This is a genomic window from Sphingobacterium sp. 40-24 (assembly GCF_001899705.1).
Classification (GTDB): Bacteria; Bacteroidota; Bacteroidia; order Sphingobacteriales; family Sphingobacteriaceae; genus Sphingobacterium; species Sphingobacterium multivorum.
On record NZ_MKWH01000008.1, the window covers coordinates 101,389 to 118,861 of the forward strand.

The window sequence follows — 17,473 nt, forward strand, 5'->3', positions numbered from 1 at the left end:
ATCATTTTTGCATACTACCCGGTGCCAGGCATACTGTGCACCAAAAGTAGCGTGTTTAAAATTCTATGTATATGCTAAAAACATTTATAAATAGGCCTGTATTAGCTACGGTGGTTTCTATTATCCTGGTTATCTTAGGCTTGGTGGGCCTAAAACTCCTGCCTGTCTCGCGCTTTCCAGAAATTGCCCCACCAAGTGTGCTTGTTTCACTAAGTTATCCCGGTGCTAATGCGGAAACCGTAGCAAAAAGTGTTTTGCTGCCTATCGAAGAAGCCATCAATGGTGTAGAGGATATGACCTATATCAAGTCGTCTGCCTCCAATTCAGGATCGGGAAGTGTATCGGTGTACTTTAAGACAGGTACCAATCCTGATATTGCTTCGGTCAACGTACAGACACGGATTTCCAAAGCAATCAGTTCCATTCCTGCCGAAGTAAATGAAGCCGGCATCACGGTCATGCCTCGGCAAACCGGTGTCATCATGACCATCAATCTCTACTCCGATCACCAGGATAGCGCCTACGATGAAACCTTTCTCCAGGCTTATGCACAGATTAACCTGATGCGACCTTTGCTGCGTGTCGATGGCGTAGCTCAAGTTTCCCGTTTGGGGGCCAGGGATTATGCGATGCGCCTTTGGCTGAACCCAGAAAAACTAGCCCTTTATAACCTCGTTCCACAAGATGTTATGAATGCTATAAAAGATCAAAACTTTGAGATTGCCCCAGGCAAATTTGGAGAAACCTCGGATGAAGCTTTCGAAACAGTGATCCGTCATAAGGGGCGTTTCACCACACCGGAGGAATTCCAGAGTATTGTGATCAAAACCAACACCGACGGTTCAGTGCTCTATTTAAAAGATGTGGCCCGGGTAGAATTCGGAGCTACAAATTTAAGCAGCGACAACAAGGTGAATGGCCATCCCGGTCTTACACTCAACTTAACACAGACCAGTGGTTCCAACGCCCATGATATCGATATTGCTGTCAGAAAGGTTCTTGAAGAACAATCAAAAACATTTCCAAAAGGCCTACACTATGAGGTGACCTATTCAGTACGTGATCAGATCGACGAATCGATCAACCAAGTGGAGCACACCCTTTTTGAGGCGTTTATCCTGGTATTTATTATTGTCTTTATCTTCCTGCAAGATTTTCGATCCACCCTGATTCCGGCAATTGCAATCCCAGTTTCCTTGGTGGGAACCTTCTTTTTTCTGCAGCTTTTTGGATTTTCGCTCAATGTCCTCACGATGTTTGCCCTGGTGTTGGCTATTGGAATCGTAGTGGATGACGCCATTGTCGTCGTCGAAGCTATCCATGAAAAAATGCACAGCACAGGATTGAAACCCAGAGCCGCAACATTGTCGACGATGTCCGAAATTACGGGAGCCATCCTGTCAATAACCATGGTCATGGCTGCTGTATTTTTGCCTGTAGGATTTATGGAAGGGCCAGCAGGTATTTTCTATCGCCAATTTGCCTATACCTTGGCAACGGCGATTCTGATTTCAGCACTCAATGCCTTAACTCTAAGTCCAGCCTTATGTGCTCTCCTACTGAAAGCCCCGAAACAGCATACCAATCAAGAAAGCAGCAAAATCAATCAATTTAAAGATCGTTTCTTTAAAGCATTCAATACGTCTTTTGATCGGCTGACGGCCCGTTATGTCGCTATTGTAGAAATACTGATCAAGAATAAAAAAATAGCCTGGGCAGGCTTAATTTTAATTACAGCACTTGGCATCGTGTTCATGATTAAAACGCCCAAAAGTTTTATTCCGACCGAAGATGATGGCTTTATTACATATAACATTGCCCTCCCTCCCGGCGCTTCATTGAGTCGGACTACTGAGGTTCTTCATCGTGCCGATAGTATTTTAAAGAAAAGACAGGACATCAATGGCATGACAACAGTCTCTGGTTTTAATGCCCTGGACGGAAGTTCGAGCCCGGCATTTGCTGCTGGTTACATTACCTTAAAACCACATGCCAAACGCGAGCACATCAAAAACATTAATGCGTTTATGGATACCATTAGGCATGATCTATCCCAGATCAATGAAGCAACGTTTACGGTGTTCCCCCGACCTACCGTACAGGGTTTTGGAGACTTTGCCGGCATTGAAATGGTTCTTCAGGATCGGATGGGTGGTGACATTCGGGATTTCAACACCATTGCAGATACCTTTATTAACCAGCTCAATACGCTGCCTGAAATTCGCAGCGCCTACACAAGCTTTAAATCAAACTTCCCTCAATATGAAGTAAATATCGATGCCGTAAAGGCAAAATCGCTGGGCGTCGAAATCAAAGATCTTATGTCTACAATACGGTCTTATTTTGCACGTGTACAGGCGAGTGATTTTAACCGGTTTGGTCGCCAATACCGCGTTTATGTTCAATCGGATTTCGACTTCCGGAAGGATCCCGAATCCTTCAATTCTATTTTTGTGCGGAATAGTAAAGGCGAAATGGTTCCTATTAACACCATATTAACTTTAGAAAAGACGGTGGGTCCGGAAACCATTACACGCTACAATCTGTACAACGCGATAGCGGTTAATATTACGCCAGCGGAAGGCTACAGTACTGATGATGCCATGCAGGCAATCCAAAAATTGGCCGACAATAAACTTCCGGGTAATTACGGTTTTGAATGGACGGGCATGAGCTATGAAGAAAGTCAGTCCGGTTCGCAGACGATCTTGATTTTTGCGCTTAGTATCCTATTCGTCTACTTCCTGCTTTCGGCTCAATACGAAAGCTATATCCTTCCTTGGGCAGTACTATTGTCCATACCAGTCGGCCTGATCGGCGTTTTTACCGTGATCAACCTGGTGGGACTTCAAAACAATATTTATGTGCAAGTCGGACTCATTATGCTCATTGGCCTCTTGGCCAAAAATGCGATTCTGATCGTGGAGTTCGCTGTCCAGGAGCGAAAAAATGGCAAAAGCATTGTCGAAGCAGCCATTAGTGGTTCAAAACTTAGGTTAAGGCCAATCTTGATGACCAGCCTGGCTTTTGTTGCAGGGCTGATACCCTTGATGTGGACGGTTGGCCCCTCGGCAATCGGTAACCATTCGATCAGCTTCAGCGCCGCCGGCGGCATGCTCTTTGGTGTAGCATTCGGCATCTTTATCATCCCCGTACTCTTTGTTGTTTTCAAAAGTCTGGATGAAAAACTACATGATAAACTAGCTAAAGAAGAGGAAGAATAATGAAAAACATACAAAAATACCTTTCGGGAATATCGATCATCATTGGCCTCTTAGGCCTGATGAATGCCTGTAAGATCGGCAAAGATTATGTGCAGCCCAAACTCAAACTTCCGGAAAACTTTCGTGGCGATACGCTGGATTACTTCGGAGATACCTCCAGTATGGGCCTGATCCATTGGAAATCCTTCTTTCATGATCCCACATTGAAGCTATTGATTGATTCTGCCTTAGCCAATAACTTTGAAATGAAAACTGCACTGCTCAACCTGCAGATTTCAACGCGAGTCTTAGCGCAGAATAAAGCCAACTACCTGCCGAGTGTAAATGCAACAATTGCCAATGGAAACCGTACCTGGCGATCAAAGGACTTTGGTAGTGGTCCTCTGACTAAATACTACGATCATAAGGATGAAAAAGCGCCGCAAAATATGTTCGTCTATCAATCCATGTTTGGCTCTGATATTAATTTTAGCTGGGAAGTCGATATCTGGAAGAAAATAGGAAGCAAACAAGAACAACTCTTAGCCGAGTATTTGGATACACAGGAGGCAAAAAATGCGATACAGACCTCGATCATAACAGCTGTGGCAAAAGGTTACTTCAATCTCTTGATGCTCGATGCCAAAATTGAAGTTGCCAAACGGAACGTCCAATTAAACGACAGCACTCTCCGCATGATCAAGCTCCAATATGAAGCTGGTGAAATCACCGCCTTGGCGATCCAACAAACACAATCACAACGCCTATTGGCAGCCTCCCTCGTTCCCGAAATCGAAAAGGAAATTGCCATCCAGGAAAATGCGCTGCAGACACTTACCGGAAAATTACCCGACAGCATCAAAAGAGGAACTTCTTACGAGCATCTCTTCGCGGAGAGCAAAGACATCTCCCTGGGGTCCCCAATCGAGATTGTCCGCAATAGACCAGATATCCGATCATCTGAATTTCAACTGATGGCAGCCAATGCGAATGCGAATATCCAACAGGCTATGCGTTATCCGTCATTGACCGTGGGCGGCGTATTGGGGGTAAATAGTATGCTCCCTAAAAATTGGTTTAATATCCCTGGCGCATTGCTTGGTGGAATAACTGGAAATTTAACCACGCCTATTTTCAAAAACAAAACATTGAAAACACAGTATGAGGTTGCTAAATTGGAACGTGATAAAGCCGAAATCCAACTGCAACAAAAAGTTGTCGAGGCAGTCGCCGAAGTCTCTAATGCAGTGGTCACAGTCGACAAGCAACGTGAACAATTAGCTTTGGCTAAAGAAAGGGTCGATAACGCGCACCTGGCAGTTAAAAACGCAGGTCTACTCTTTAAAAGTGGGTATGCCACCTATCTAGAGGTCATTACCGCGCAAAGTAATGCCCTTAATAGCGACCTGGATCTCGTCGAATTACGACAACAGCATTTAGATGCATTTGTAGACCTGTATCGTGCGCTCGGTGGAGGTTGGAGATAAGGATTTAAAACTTTATTTTTGTGGTATGACTCCAGAAGAATTACAACACTATTTTCAATCCAAAGACTTGCCCGAAACGCTGGAAATACAGCAAGATATGCAGGTCTTCGACGTTCAGCGTTTCTTGAGCACAAGCTTCATCCATGTAAGCTTATGGAAAAAAGATTTAAGCAAATGTCCATCCTGGATTAGACTGCTGAAATTCAAGGATGCCTTAGAAGCAAAAGAAGAAGCCTAACATCTGTTAGGCTTCTTCTTTATTTATACGTTCTATAGGCTGGGCGCAAGTTGTTTCATTAATAAAGGCATCTGTTCTTTCGAAAAAATCTCTTCTGCCCCGGCGTCCCGCAATTCCATCCGCTCATTCTCATCACTGCTCGAAGTCAACCCAAATATTCTGATCGAGGGAAATCTTTCTTTCACAATTTTTGCCGTTTCTATTCCGTTTAATACAGGCATATGCAGGTCTAATATACATATCTCAGGAAGCTCATGCTCGTTTTCATGGAGGTAGTCGATCAACTCCCTGCCATTGGATGCACAATAAACCAAATCCAATAAATGTGATTGAGCCATCGCTCGCATCAACACATGATGAATCATCGCATCATCTGCGTAGACAATCGTACATCTATCTTTGGTATCCATTTGAATAAGCTGTCATTTAGTAATTATAAAAACAATATTATATAAATATGTAATAAAATAAAAAATACAGAAAAAAGTTAGCAATAATTATGTTATTATACAAATTTTATTTCAAAATGTCCAATATTAACAATCCAACAAACTTTTAGTTTGATTTATATAATAAGAACATCATAGGTAGCAATCTCTTCGCGTCAACAACGCTAGAAAAGATGTGGTAAAGAGAAAAGAAGACCGGTAGATTATCTCCTAAAAATCATCTTCAATAATTTCGGCCACTCTTCCTATTTGGCCGTCCGTCAACCTGACTTTAATCCCCCTCGAATGATAAGAGGACGATGTTAGCAAGTCCTTCACAATGCCTTCTGTTAGATTTCCCGTACGCTGGTCCTTTTTTAAGATTATATTCACCAACATACCTGGCTTTACATCTGCTCTATTTCTTCCATCCATGGTCAAACTTAGATAAATAGTTTTTTAAATGCAATATAAAAAATCATTTATTGTTGGAAAGACCTTCATCCTGAATGCAGGAAAAAGCGTATTGAAGTGAATGCAGGGCTATTGCATACATAAATGTTACAAATCAAATGTAAAGACCTTTTCCTGCTAGCACTGTCATATCACAAAAAATGGTCGGAAGAAATTCCGACCATCGTTGGCTTTTAGCTTTTTTTTAGAAATAGTCACCGTCAGCATTGACCGGCGACCGTTGATTTATTTAAATAACTTAAAGATATCGTTTCCAAATATAAAGACCATCAAGGCCAAAAGAATGAAGAAACCGACCATTTGTGCTTTTTCTAGGAATTTTTCACTCAATGGCTTGCCTTGAATCATCTCAACCAACAAGAACAACACGTGACCGCCATCCAAAGCTGGAATAGGCAATAGGTTCATAAATGCCAATGCCATAGACAACATCCCTACTAAGGACCAAAAACGGATCCAGTCCACTTCCGTGCCAAACAGAGTTGCAATGCCAATAGGGCCAGATAATGCTTTATCAGCACGCACTTCGCCTTTGAAAATTTTACCAAATCCTTTGGCGTTATCGGTAATCACTGTAAACGCTTTCTTTGCACCGATCGGAAACGCCTCCATCAAGGTATATTGCGTTGTAAACGATTTGATGGAATAATCACGATTGATCCCTATTCCCAGCATGGCATCTGCAGGAACAATTCCTTGCAAGGAAACTTCGGCCCCTTTGCGTAAAACTTTAATCGCAACCGTTTTATTGCTGTTCGCTTTTATTTGCGCCTTAAATTGATCGAAGAAAGGAACCTGTGTATCGTTTACGGCAATAATGCTATCGCCTTTCACAAACCCCATTTTACTTGCCACCGAACCGGGAGCTACTTCAGCAACACTGGTCGTTTTAACCCGTGGCTCGATAAACTTCTCTCCTTTTTTGTCGGAAAGCGTGTTTAATAAATCAGCGGGGACTTTGACTTCTGCTGTAGCTCCATCACGCTCAACTGTAAGTGCAACTCCCCCCATCAATACTTTAGAACTGATCAGCTCCGAGTAATTTTCGATACGGTGACCGTCTATTGCAATCACTTTATCGCCAGCTTTCAAACCAATAGATTCACCAATGGACCCAGGCACAATACCGTTTACCAGCTGATCCATTTTAATGTCTGTATTGCCCATTTTAAAAGTCAGCATCCAAAAAACAACAACACCGACGACAATATTGACAATAATACCGCCTAACATGACGATTAAACGTTGCCAAGCTGGTTTTGATCTAAATTCCCAAGGTTGTGGCTCCCCCTTCAATTGCTCCGTATCCATCGATTCATCGATCATACCCGCAATCTTGACATAACCGCCTAAAGGCAACCAGCCAATACCATATTCACATCCTTTATAATTGAATTTAAATAATTTCACTCCCCAAGCATCAAAGAACAGATAAAACTTTTCCACCTTGATACCAAATGCACGTGCTGCTAAGAAATGTCCTAACTCATGTAGAACAATTAAAATTGACAAGCCTAAAATCACTTGTCCGACCATAATTAAAACACCCATGTATGCTTTTTAAAATTTAATCTTTGATTATTTCCTTTGTTATTAACCTTGCGACACGATCCGTCTCCAGATAATCATCCAGCGTCGGTGTCGCAATGAATTCTACTTTATCTAATGTCTGTTCAATAATATCACTCATCTCCAAAAAACCAACTTGATCTTTCAGGAAGGCATCCACAACCACTTCATTGGCCGCATTTAATACACAGCTTCTATTTCCGCCGGTACGAAGGCTTTCATACGCCAATGCCAAATTCCGAAAAGTTTCCATGTCTGCTTTTTCAAAACTGAGCGTCGGATAGTCCATGAAATTAAATCGTTCAAAACTGTTTTCAAAACGTGCCGGATAGGTCAGTGCATACTGGATCGGCAATTTCATATCAGGAATCCCCATTTGGGCCTTCATGGAACCATCCTGAAACTGAACTAACGAATGTACAATAGATTGAGGATGTACAATCACATCCACCTGATTTATGGACAGATTGAAGAGCCATTTTGCTTCAATCACTTCTAGCCCTTTATTCATCAGGGATGCTGAGTCAATCGTAATTTTGGCGCCCATCGACCAATTGGGATGTTTCAAGGCTTGGGCCTTCGTAACCTGTAGGAGATCGGCACGTTTTTTCCCACGAAAAGGACCGCCGGAGGCAGTCACATATATTTTCTCAATTGGATTATGCTCCTCACCGGTCAAACACTGAAAGATCGCCGAATGCTCTGAATCCACAGGAAGCATGCGTACACCATATTCTTTCACTAAGGCCATTATCAGCTCACCAGCGACAACAAGTGTCTCCTTATTGGCCAGTGCAATATCTTTTTTCGATTGAATCGCTTTAACAGTCGGTTTTAATCCCGCAGATCCAACAATTGCATTCAAAACGATATCAACTTCTTCCAACTGCACCACTTCAACCAATCCGGCTTCACCCAAAAGAACAGCGATATCATATCCTTTTAAAGCATCCTGTACCTGATTATAGAGTAGGGAATCTGTTACCACCACTGCTTTGGGCTTAAACTCCAAGGCCTGTTGGATCAACAGAGTGACATTGCTGCCACAAGTCAGAACAATTGCTTCAAATGTATTAGGAAAGGCTCTTATCACATCCAAGGCTTGTGTGCCTATACTTCCCGTTGCCCCTAAAATGGCAATTCCTTTTTTACTCAAAACCTTTGCTATTAATTAAAATATATTATTTAAAATCTTTGGGTCTTCTCCCCCATGGTAATCCGCCATCATGGATCGGTAAGCGACCGAAACAACAATACTAGCCAGGGGTACCACCAAAAACGAGCTCACGAGGTTCAAAATAATAAAAATTATGTAATATTCTAAATAATTAAAATACATCTGTAGTAACTGGAAAAAAGCAAATACAGCCAAAATCAATAATAGTTTGAATACATTGCCTTTTGTCAATGCAAAACTGAAGCGTAATGACCGTAATGTCCCCGCGTGTTTATCAATAATGAAAAACGGATAAAATGCCACTCGAATAATCAGGATGAACGTCAATATGGCCGCAACAAAGACAACAAACATCGTAAAGTTGCTCATCAGCTCCATCCGATTGTCACCATTTTCAAATAGGTAAAGGAATGGTAAAGAGACGGCCCCCAATAGCATTAGAAGTGCTATAGAAAGCACCATAATACTCAACATAGCGCCAAAAAAGTATGCAAGCTCTTTCGTACTCGGGATACATTGGACGAGTTTCTTCTCCTGGTTACCATCAATCAGACTTAAAATATACTTAAACAAAGTCATGTTCAATCCAAAATACATCACCATGAAAAAAAATGCCATAAAGCCACTCAACACCACATTGAAATCACTGATGGTGGTCGCGAGATAATTAGACAGTCCGGAGGTTACAAATAGTAAAAAACAAAGCCCCGCCACTGAAAAATAATGCCTTTTCAGCAACTCCAATGACTTATTAAAAACCTCGTTAACGGCAAAAGTACTTTCCTTTAGGAATTGAATCATTTTTTCTTTGAATAAACTTCTACAAAGATGCCATATTTTTTAATTTTCAACAATTTACACACCTAGAAAAATCACTTTTTTTATCATTTTTAACATAAAAAGAACGGTTATGGAAAATCTGTTATCCCAGATAGATGAAAACAGGCTAAAAATAAAAATCCCCTATCCGAATGGATAAGGGATTTTCTATTTTGACCTTAATTCTTCCTATTTAAATTCTTTGGGAAGCGGCTTCTCCAATAAGTATTGGTAGTAGAAACGCGCACGCTCATTAAAATCATATTTACTTTTCGAACGGTCAAATCCATGACGGCTTCCCGGATAGATCATCAATTCAAAAGGGACGCTTCGATCCGTTAATTTATCGACAAGTTGGGTTGTATTCTGCAAATGAACATTGTCATCCATATCGCCATGCATAATGCGCAACACGCCTTTATAATTATTGGCATAGGTCAACACAGAACCAGCTTTATATCCGTCTGGATTGTCTTGAGGCGTGTCCATCCATCTTTCCGTGTAATGGCTATCATACAGATCCCATGAGGTAACCGGTGCGCCAGCAATACCAAAATCAAATACATCTGCCGCCTTCGTCATCGCCAAACAAGTCATATAGCCACCATAGCTATGCCCTGTAATAAGTACTTTGTTTTTAGCGACCCAAGGTTGCGATTTTAACCATTTAACAATTGTCGAATAATCAATAATTTCCCAGTGACCAAGATTGCGGTGCATATAAGCAACACCTTGTTTACCAAAATGACCAGATGCCCGGTGATCTGCAGAGACTTGAATAATTCCTTCATTGGCCCAGTACTGATTGGCCGTTCCTTTCCAGGTATCTTTTACCGTTCCCGCGTCAGGCCCACCGTAAATACTGAAAACAACCGGGTAAACTTTTGATTTATCAAAATTTGTCGGATAAGTGATGGTCAATGGAAGATCGAACAGTCCGTCATCTGATTTAAGATGTAAGTATTCGGTTTTACCGTAGGTATACGAGGCAAAATCAGCAGCTTTACTATCCGCTAGCTGACGTACGACCTTACCTTGATTATCCAACAAAGCGAACCGATCAGGTGTACTCACATTGGAGTATTTGGTAATAAAATACTTGCCGTCAGGCGACACATTCACATCGTGCGAGTATTCACCGAACGTCAGACGTTTTAAGTTTTTACCTGAATAATCCACGCGGTACAAATCAAAACGCGCTGAGTTTTCTTTACGTGCGGTAAAATAGATCACCTTATTTTTTTCATCAATCCGTTTTAATTCCGTTACCTGCCATTCGCCGGAAGTAATTGGATTGACCAATGTTCCATCCAATTTATAGAGGTAATAATGCGCCCAGCCTGTCTTATCCGATTTTAGGATATAATATTTGTTGTCCGCCAGATACGTGATACGCTCATCGTGATCCAAATTGATCCATGAAGCCTGACGCTCATCGTAGATTTCTTTTTTTGCACCAGAATTTGGATCCACCTGATAGAACTTTAAATTGTTCTGATCCCGGTTCATCCACTGTACCATCACATTTTTACTATCAAAGGCCCAATAAGGCTGGCCAAAATACTGATCGTCTTTCTCGTTGAAATCAGCCCAGGTAACGTTGCCCCCTTCGAGGTGAACGATTCCTACCTTCACTTCCGGATTTGGGTCACCGGCTTTGGGATATCTTGTCTCCTCCAGGTAACCATGCTGGCCTTTGGACGAATAAATCGGAAACATCGGAACCTTGGTATCATCGAAACGCATAAAAGCGATCTTACGGCTGTCCGGAGACCACCAAAAAGCTTTATATTTTGTTGGGCGCCCAAGAATTTCTTCGTAATATACCCAGGATGACCAACCATTGTAGATCACATCAGTGCCATCCTTTGTATATTGCATTTCTTTTCCTGAAGTCACGTCTACGCTATACAGATTGCTTTTACGCGTAAAGGCTACATATTTACCATCCGGTGATAAGGTCGGATTCTGTTCAGCAACATCAGGAGAGTTGGTCAGCCTCTTTGCTACACCATCGGTACCTTTCAGGAAGATATCATTGTTCTCGACATAAACAACCGTCCCTTCTTTAGCGGGAACTGTATAAATGCTTCTGTGACCTGATTTAATGTTAACCTGATATAAACGACCATCATTTACATCATTTTCCAGATAAGCTGTCCCGTCTGCCCAGCCAGGATACTGATTGGTACGAACTGTCAACGATGACTTTTGCCCCCAGGACTGTGCAAAATCCAATTTCTTTTGTGCGAAACCAACCTCGTGCACAAAAAAAACGATAGACGCACCTAAGAGTACTCTTGATACCGTATTCATTAATTTTTGGATATGTTTATTAATTATTTTGGCTAAGATAAAGAATTGTGACAAATAACGACGATTTTGCCTGTAACAAGCTTAATTCACATATCGCGTACCATATGATTTAGCAAGGGCTCGATTAAACCAGATGATTCCTTACTAAGGATGTTGCTCGAAAAGTGTAAGCTGTATACCTTCCTTTGGAAAATCAGCTTCTTCCACAAAATTTGATATCGAAACACCCAACAACCTCACTTTGTTCACCAGCTCAACCTTGCTCAACAAACTATGGGCGGTGGCGTAAATTTTGTCTTCCGAATCAAAACTATTTTCTAGGGTGATACTTCGTGTCAACTGAACAAAATCGGCATATTTAATTTTTAAGGTTAAGGTTCGCCCAGATATTTCCTTTTTCCCAATACGTGTCCACAACTGTTTGCAGAGCCGTTGCAAAATGGTATTTAATTCCTCAAAAACTTCTACATCCTCACCAAAAGTATCCTCAATCCCGACCGATTTGCTGCTGCGATTGGGAACAACAGGACGGTCGTCTATCCCGCGTACGATACGGTAAAAAAAATGCCCCGTCTTTCCAAACCAACGTACGAGATCCTCTTCACGCTGTTTTTTTAAATCAAGCCCAGTAAACAGTCCCAGTTCATGCATTTTTTTTGCTGTCACTTTACCTACACCAAAAAACTTGTCCACGGGCAATGACTCCATAAACTTGACAATTTTAGAAGGACCTATAAATGTTAAGCCGTCGGGTTTGTCCATATCCGAAGCAATCTTCGCAACAAATTTATTCACGGAAACGCCGGCCGAGACGGTCAGATTCAGTTCTTCTTTGATTGCTTCTTTAATGGCTTTGGCGATATCAATAGCCGAACCAATGCCCTGCTTGTCTACAGTAACATCCAAAAAAGCTTCATCGAGGGAAAGCGGTTCAATTAAGTCCGTATAACGGAGAAAGATCTCCCGGATTTGATATGAAACCTGACGATACACGTCAAAACGAGGATAGGTAAAGATAATATGGGGGCACAACTGAAGAGCCTTTCGGGAGCTCATCGCAGATTTGACGCCAAATTTTCGTGCTTCGTAACTGGCCGTCGCAACTACTCCTCTCCCATCCGGAGAACCACCTACTGCAATCGCTTTCCCCCGATATTCGGGAAAATCACGCTGATCTACAGATGCATAAAAGGCATCCATATCCAAATGAATAATCTTGCGATGTACCTGTTCGGGATCCATGATCCAAATTTACAAAAATTAGCATTACAGACTAAGAAAACCAAAAAATAACTAATAGAATTAGCAACTACAGCAAAGCCCGCAAACGGTAGGCTCGGGAGCCTCTTACTCCAATCACGCTCGGCAACTTTCTAGGCTACATCTAAACCATTCGTTATTATGCCGTTAATTTTTTATCTTTAGGTGAAACTATAGGTTAGGCGAAAAAGCATCCAGTCCTGATAGTCTCATAAATCACAGTAAAAAGACTTAAAAATAGCACATTATGGAAAATATGCCTGAACAAAAACCGAAAAAATCCGGATTTAAGAAGTTCTTACTTCTGCTGATCCTTTTTCTACTGGTGGGGGGTGGATCCTACGTTTACTGGAAGTATTACTATGTATTCGGTGAAGGCGTAAAATCTGGTTATCTTAATTATGCTGTAAAAAAGGGTAATATTTTCAAGACATACGAAGGTAAGCTCATCCAGGAGGGGTTTGGAAGTATCAAAACGGGTGGTATCGCCAGCAACCAATTTGAATTTTCTATTGAAGATGATTCTATATTCCGTCAATTGGAGCTCAATAGTGGAAAGTACTTCGATCTGCGCTACAAAGAATATCATGGCGTTCTTCCCTGGCGCGGAAACACGGTTTATATTGTTGACAAAGTTGTCAATATGAAATAGAAATTTACGTTCCCGATTGAAGATTTTTCGACACAGCCTGCTTATGCAGAAAGCACATCACGCACGATCAATTTTTCGTTAAAAAAACTTTTTAAAATGGTCCCGTCACCGTGTAGTGTCCAAACTTCCTGGGGATTTACCATCTTAATGTAGTGAAGAATGTCATTCCAGTCCACATGATCTGAAATATACAATTCGATATCATTCTGTGCCTGTAAACGTTTCCAGCCTGAAGCAAATGCACGTAACACTTTGGTCGCCCTAAAATAACTGTTAAAAGTCATCGGCGGTACCAAATAAACTTTATTCTGTTCGCCCTGTTTCATTTCTTTTCTGTTGTAGGGCTCATAGTCTAATTTCTTCAGCCCGTGTTGGTCGTAAAGGCGATGGTAGGGCAATATTCCACTATGCACAAGCACTTTTCGCTCCGGACAGTATCTGTTGATCAAATCAGTAATGCGCTGCGCCTTGCCCAACACATAAGTACCTAATAAGATATTGCTGGCATGTCCGTCGAGTTTTTTTATCTCCTCCGCAGGATCTGGGTGTATAATATCCGGATTTGCAAATGTGCTTTCTGTAATAAGGACATCGGCTTGCTGCACTTCGATCGGCTCGCAAGTCTCATCAGCTTGCAATTTGTAATCGCCCGTGTATAGGTAGCGCACTCCCCTGTATTCCATCAGAATTTGTGCCGAACCCAATATGTGACCTGCTGGTAAAAATGTGATTTCGACCGCACCCATTTTAAACGGACTATTGAACAATTTAACCTGATATGAATCTTTGCGGTTTTGTTTATAGCGATAAGTCATAAACAATGAAGTTGCCTGCGTTGTATACACATAATCGTGTCCCGAACTGGCATGATCGCCATGGGCATGAGATACGACATTGTGCATGACGGGATTGCTCGCATCAATAAAAAAATCACCATAACGGCAATAATAACCTTCTGGTTTTCTGACCAAGAAGTCAGCTAATATGATCGACATAGTTTTATTTTAGAAATTTTTGATGTAAAGTCCACACTTGCGGCAATAGCGGAGTGGTTCCATCATTAATGATGACGAAGTCTGCCAGTTTTAATTTTTCTTCATCAGTTAGTTGCTTATTTATTCGCTCCATGACCTGTTCTTCAGTGACGCCATCACGCTCCATAACACGTTTAACACGTATGTGTAAAGGCGCAGTAACCAGGATGGTATAATCAAGATCCTTGTAAGAGCCACTTTCAAAAAGCAAAGCAGCCTCCTTGAGTGAATAACGGGATTTTTGTTGTTCGGCCCAGTCTTTGGCCGCCTGGATAACGATGGGGTGTACAATGCCATTTACAAGTTCGAGCTTCGCCTTGTCGCTGAATATCTGTTCGGCCAAAAAAGCCCGATCTAATTTCCCATCCTTATAGGTCTCTTTACCGAACTCCGCAATCAAGCGTTCTTTGATCCGTAAATCGGTATTCATCAATTCCTTCGCCTCATCATCTGCATTATAAACAGGTACAGCCATGGCTTTAAAAAGCTGACAGATAAATGTTTTACCGGATCCAATTCCGCCTGTTATTCCAATCTTCATGAAAATAGTGTTATTTACGTACAAAAAAGTCCACGTTTTGAGGTACAACGCTGATTACCTTACAAAAGTCAGGTACTTTGGTCAGCAAAACAGGCAAATATTGCACCCCGTTTTTCTCCCAGTCAGCCAGATCTACCACAGCTTCAAAATCTCGCGATGTATAGTTATTATAATCCTTAACGGACATCAGTACGGTGACGACCACTTTGCTTGGATTAAGCCTAACAGAACTATAGCGCTGGCCATTTTCAACCTTCACGGGTAATTCAATCACTTTCTCGGTTAACTCCCCTACAGGCATCAGAACCTCGACCGAAGTCGGATAAACATTGATATTCGCTTTTTGGTTACGTGCCAGGTTTGCCACTGTTCGAACATCGGTCTCCACTTCCTTCCCGCGAACGGTATCGGTCTCCCAATACTCAATCGCCGATACATCCTCATAGGGCCCTGTAATCGTCACATAAGCCGGGGTAATCTTGGTATCAGCAATAAAACCATACCCACGCTTAAAGCCAATATTGGACAAAGGTTTGACGGGCACTTTACGCTGCGTCTGTTTGGAAAAATCAAAAAACAAGGTATCTGGGCTCACCGAGACTACCCGTTGTTCATGTGGAAACTGCCGGTTGATAAAGCCCAATTGATTGGAAAAAACAATCCAATCTTTGGTTTTTAAAGAGCTTAGGTCAACCTGCACCTTTGGGGTTTCCAAAGCAGCTTTGGAAAATAGGAATTGCCATCCCGTCATCTCCAATTTCACCTTTACCGTATCGGATTGCTGCGGGTGAAATGCGCGTTTCTCGGGAAGATTGACATATTCAATTGCTGCCTTAACGGACACAGTATATTGATTGGAAATCGAAAACAATAACCAAGCTAACAACGAAATTCCAACACAACGCACGAAGACATTAATCTTACGCCGTTGGGTCTTATTTATTCGAACTGCATTCGCCATGACACAAACTTAATCAATTTGCGCAAAAATTAGCGTTCTTATCTGCATTTCATCACAAAGACGCCAATATTTCCATTGCATTTTTCTCTTTTGTGGCAAGGGTTTTGAAAATTGCTGATGCCTGTTGGACAGCATCGAAACTGGCCGTCTCAGCAATCTGATTAAACAATTCCGACAGGGATGTCCACAATAATGCAATCTGTACAAACTCATGATGAACCACCGCGAGTTGTTCTATTCCGAGGAGATCGTAACTTTCCTTGATAAAGTCGCGATACAGATTTCGAAACAAAGCACCCCCAGTGCCCGCTTTTTCCATTAGACTTGCAGCCATCTTAAACTCGCTTTCAATAGCTTGACTTGTCTTGAACCAATTCATCACTTCTTCACTGGTCTTCAACATTCCTTTATATGAAATATTGCTGATAGTTGGTGCAAGATATTGCTTTGCATTATTGACCATTGCGGCAATCAGCACTTCTTTCAGGTCAACGTTCTCCATATTACCTGCTATGGTATAATACAAATTTTTGGACGACATAGGCCCTTTCTCTGCCCGCGCTAAAGCTAAACTCGCAAGCGACGTCTTCACACTACCGCCTTGCTGCCTCGTATCCACCAAATAGGCATGCTCATCGTCATAGCCATATATAGCGACATAATGTCCCGCAAAATGAAATGGCTTAGTAAAATATTCCAGGTAATAGGCATCGAGTTTTAATCCCACAGGTTGCCCCTCATCCAAGAGCTGTCGTACAGCCTGCCAGGCTTTTACTTTTGAAGAGGTTTCATGAACATTGAGTTCGAGACCGAGATTTTTGCAGATATGCTGCGTCAGGAGATCCGTTTTTATTCGTCCGCCCAAAAATGGAAAGTCCATGGTTTTCATTTTCCAATAGATAAAACTAAGTCCCTCCCCTAATCCAAAAAGCATCGGTTCAGAAAGTTCAATGCCAATATGCTTCAATAAAGTACCTGTTGCGGTAGTTTCACAATGTAGCCCGTCAAACGGTTTAAGATTTTCCATAGCATTCTTTTTCACAAAATTAGAAGCTCGATTGACAGCTTGGTGTCAGCAGGAAAAGAGCGTCTAATAAATACTTCTTGCGACACACTTTTTTGTTACAGAGTGTAGTCCCTTCCCTATTGTCTCATTTAATTTTTTAGCTGCAACAAAAGAATATCAGTTGGTAACCAACTTATCCCTTTTTACAGTGATTGTTCAGTGATTGTTCAGTGATCGTTCAGTGATTGTTCAGTGCAGACTGAATAAACAATGACTGATTACTGTCTAAACATAGACTAAAAATTGTG

General features: G+C 41.7%; 15 protein-coding genes. 4 read left to right on the forward strand and 11 right to left on the reverse strand.

Annotated features, from left to right (window positions below):
• Positions 1 to 71 precede the first annotated feature (71 nt).
• Genes BGP15_RS02775 through BGP15_RS02785 form a run of 3 tightly spaced genes read left to right on the forward strand, consistent with a single transcriptional unit; the run spans position 72 to position 4,928 of the window.
• Positions 72 to 3,224, forward strand: coding sequence for an efflux RND transporter permease subunit (locus BGP15_RS02775; protein ID WP_286768622.1), 3,153 nt, complete (start codon positions 72 to 74; stop codon positions 3,222 to 3,224).
• Positions 3,224 to 4,690 (forward strand): efflux transporter outer membrane subunit, encoded by a 1,467-nt coding sequence (locus BGP15_RS02780; RefSeq protein ID WP_115045728.1) that lies wholly within the window; start codon positions 3,224 to 3,226, stop codon positions 4,688 to 4,690. The genes BGP15_RS02775 and BGP15_RS02780 overlap by 1 nt, the downstream gene beginning before the upstream one ends.
• A 25-nt stretch (positions 4,691 to 4,715) precedes the next feature.
• Entirely contained in the window at positions 4,716 to 4,928 is a 213-nt protein-coding gene (locus BGP15_RS02785; RefSeq protein ID WP_070565692.1) for a DUF6965 family protein, read from the forward strand.
• 32 nt (positions 4,929 to 4,960) lie between these two features.
• On the opposite strand, the gene BGP15_RS02790 is transcribed toward BGP15_RS02785, so the two are convergent.
• From BGP15_RS02790 to dinB, 7 genes are all read right to left on the reverse strand, one after another.
• Positions 4,961 to 5,338: a response regulator gene (locus BGP15_RS02790; RefSeq protein ID WP_070565524.1), complete on the reverse strand. Its 378-nt coding sequence runs from the start codon at positions 5,336 to 5,338 to the stop codon at positions 4,961 to 4,963.
• 249 nt (positions 5,339 to 5,587) lie between these two features.
• A complete protein-coding gene (locus BGP15_RS02795) occupies positions 5,588 to 5,791 on the reverse strand; it encodes a YwbE family protein (protein WP_070565526.1) in 204 nt (67 codons plus the stop codon).
• A gap of 264 nt (positions 5,792 to 6,055) precedes the next feature.
• A complete protein-coding gene (gene rseP, locus BGP15_RS02800) occupies positions 6,056 to 7,381 on the reverse strand; it encodes an RIP metalloprotease RseP (RefSeq protein ID WP_286768623.1) in 1,326 nt (441 codons plus the stop codon).
• A gap of 16 nt (positions 7,382 to 7,397) precedes the next feature.
• Positions 7,398 to 8,555, reverse strand: coding sequence for a 1-deoxy-D-xylulose-5-phosphate reductoisomerase (locus tag BGP15_RS02805; RefSeq protein WP_286768624.1), 1,158 nt, complete (start codon positions 8,553 to 8,555; stop codon positions 7,398 to 7,400).
• A gap of 15 nt (positions 8,556 to 8,570) precedes the next feature.
• A complete protein-coding gene (locus tag BGP15_RS02810; protein ID WP_070565532.1) occupies positions 8,571 to 9,377 on the reverse strand; it encodes a beta-carotene 15,15'-monooxygenase in 807 nt (268 codons plus the stop codon).
• 207 nt (positions 9,378 to 9,584) lie between these two features.
• Positions 9,585 to 11,711, reverse strand: a complete 2,127-nt coding sequence (locus BGP15_RS02815) for a S9 family peptidase (RefSeq protein WP_286768625.1) — start codon at positions 11,709 to 11,711, stop codon at positions 9,585 to 9,587.
• A gap of 144 nt (positions 11,712 to 11,855) precedes the next feature.
• Positions 11,856 to 12,953: a DNA polymerase IV gene (gene dinB, locus BGP15_RS02820; protein WP_286768626.1), complete on the reverse strand. Its 1,098-nt coding sequence runs from the start codon at positions 12,951 to 12,953 to the stop codon at positions 11,856 to 11,858.
• A 265-nt stretch (positions 12,954 to 13,218) separates the two neighbouring features.
• On the opposite strand from dinB, the gene BGP15_RS02825 reads away from it, so the two are divergent.
• Positions 13,219 to 13,623, forward strand: coding sequence for a hypothetical protein (locus tag BGP15_RS02825; protein ID WP_197084053.1), 405 nt, complete (start codon positions 13,219 to 13,221; stop codon positions 13,621 to 13,623).
• Positions 13,624 to 13,664: 41 nt separating this feature from the next.
• Here the strand turns inward: BGP15_RS02825 and BGP15_RS02830 are convergent, their stop codons facing one another.
• From BGP15_RS02830 to BGP15_RS02845, 4 genes are read right to left on the reverse strand one after another with little or no spacing between them, the layout of a single operon-like run.
• A complete protein-coding gene (locus BGP15_RS02830) occupies positions 13,665 to 14,618 on the reverse strand; it encodes an exonuclease (RefSeq protein ID WP_084823202.1) in 954 nt (317 codons plus the stop codon).
• A gap of 4 nt (positions 14,619 to 14,622) precedes the next feature.
• Complete coding sequence (gene coaE / locus BGP15_RS02835) at positions 14,623 to 15,198, reverse strand: dephospho-CoA kinase (RefSeq protein ID WP_197084052.1); 576 nt, start codon at positions 15,196 to 15,198, stop codon at positions 14,623 to 14,625.
• A 10-nt stretch (positions 15,199 to 15,208) separates the two neighbouring features.
• On the reverse strand, positions 15,209 to 16,159 hold the full coding sequence (locus BGP15_RS02840) for a hypothetical protein (protein ID WP_046674519.1): 951 nt from the start codon (positions 16,157 to 16,159) through the stop codon (positions 15,209 to 15,211).
• Positions 16,160 to 16,211: 52 nt separating this feature from the next.
• Positions 16,212 to 17,186 (reverse strand): BtrH N-terminal domain-containing protein, encoded by a 975-nt coding sequence (locus BGP15_RS02845; RefSeq protein WP_286768627.1) that lies wholly within the window; start codon positions 17,184 to 17,186, stop codon positions 16,212 to 16,214.
• Positions 17,187 to 17,473: the final 287 nt, after the last annotated feature.

Excerpts from the sequence above, each read along its gene's own strand:
- BGP15_RS02825 (WP_197084053.1), top strand. The coding sequence starts at position 13,219 with ATGGAAAATATGCCTGAACAAAAACCGAAAAAATCCGGATTTAAGAAG.
- BGP15_RS02795 (WP_070565526.1), bottom strand. The coding sequence starts at position 5,791 with ATGGATGGAAGAAATAGAGCAGATGTAAAGCCAGGTATGTTGGTGAAT.
- BGP15_RS02840 (WP_046674519.1), bottom strand. The coding sequence starts at position 16,159 with ATGGCGAATGCAGTTCGAATAAATAAGACCCAACGGCGTAAGATTAAT.
- BGP15_RS02830 (WP_084823202.1), bottom strand. The coding sequence starts at position 14,618 with ATGTCGATCATATTAGCTGACTTCTTGGTCAGAAAACCAGAAGGTTAT.
- BGP15_RS02775 (WP_286768622.1), top strand. The coding sequence starts at position 72 with ATGCTAAAAACATTTATAAATAGGCCTGTATTAGCTACGGTGGTTTCT.
- BGP15_RS02845 (WP_286768627.1), bottom strand. The coding sequence starts at position 17,186 with ATGGAAAATCTTAAACCGTTTGACGGGCTACATTGTGAAACTACCGCA.
- BGP15_RS02815 (WP_286768625.1), bottom strand. The coding sequence starts at position 11,711 with ATGAATACGGTATCAAGAGTACTCTTAGGTGCGTCTATCGTTTTTTTT.
- BGP15_RS02785 (WP_070565692.1), top strand. The coding sequence starts at position 4,716 with ATGACTCCAGAAGAATTACAACACTATTTTCAATCCAAAGACTTGCCC.
- dinB (WP_286768626.1), bottom strand. The coding sequence starts at position 12,953 with ATGGATCCCGAACAGGTACATCGCAAGATTATTCATTTGGATATGGAT.
- BGP15_RS02790 (WP_070565524.1), bottom strand. The coding sequence starts at position 5,338 with ATGGATACCAAAGATAGATGTACGATTGTCTACGCAGATGATGCGATG.
- rseP (WP_286768623.1), bottom strand. The coding sequence starts at position 7,381 with ATGGGTGTTTTAATTATGGTCGGACAAGTGATTTTAGGCTTGTCAATT.
- BGP15_RS02810 (WP_070565532.1), bottom strand. The coding sequence starts at position 9,377 with ATGATTCAATTCCTAAAGGAAAGTACTTTTGCCGTTAACGAGGTTTTT.
- BGP15_RS02780 (WP_115045728.1), top strand. The coding sequence starts at position 3,224 with ATGAAAAACATACAAAAATACCTTTCGGGAATATCGATCATCATTGGC.
- coaE (WP_197084052.1), bottom strand. The coding sequence starts at position 15,198 with ATGAAGATTGGAATAACAGGCGGAATTGGATCCGGTAAAACATTTATC.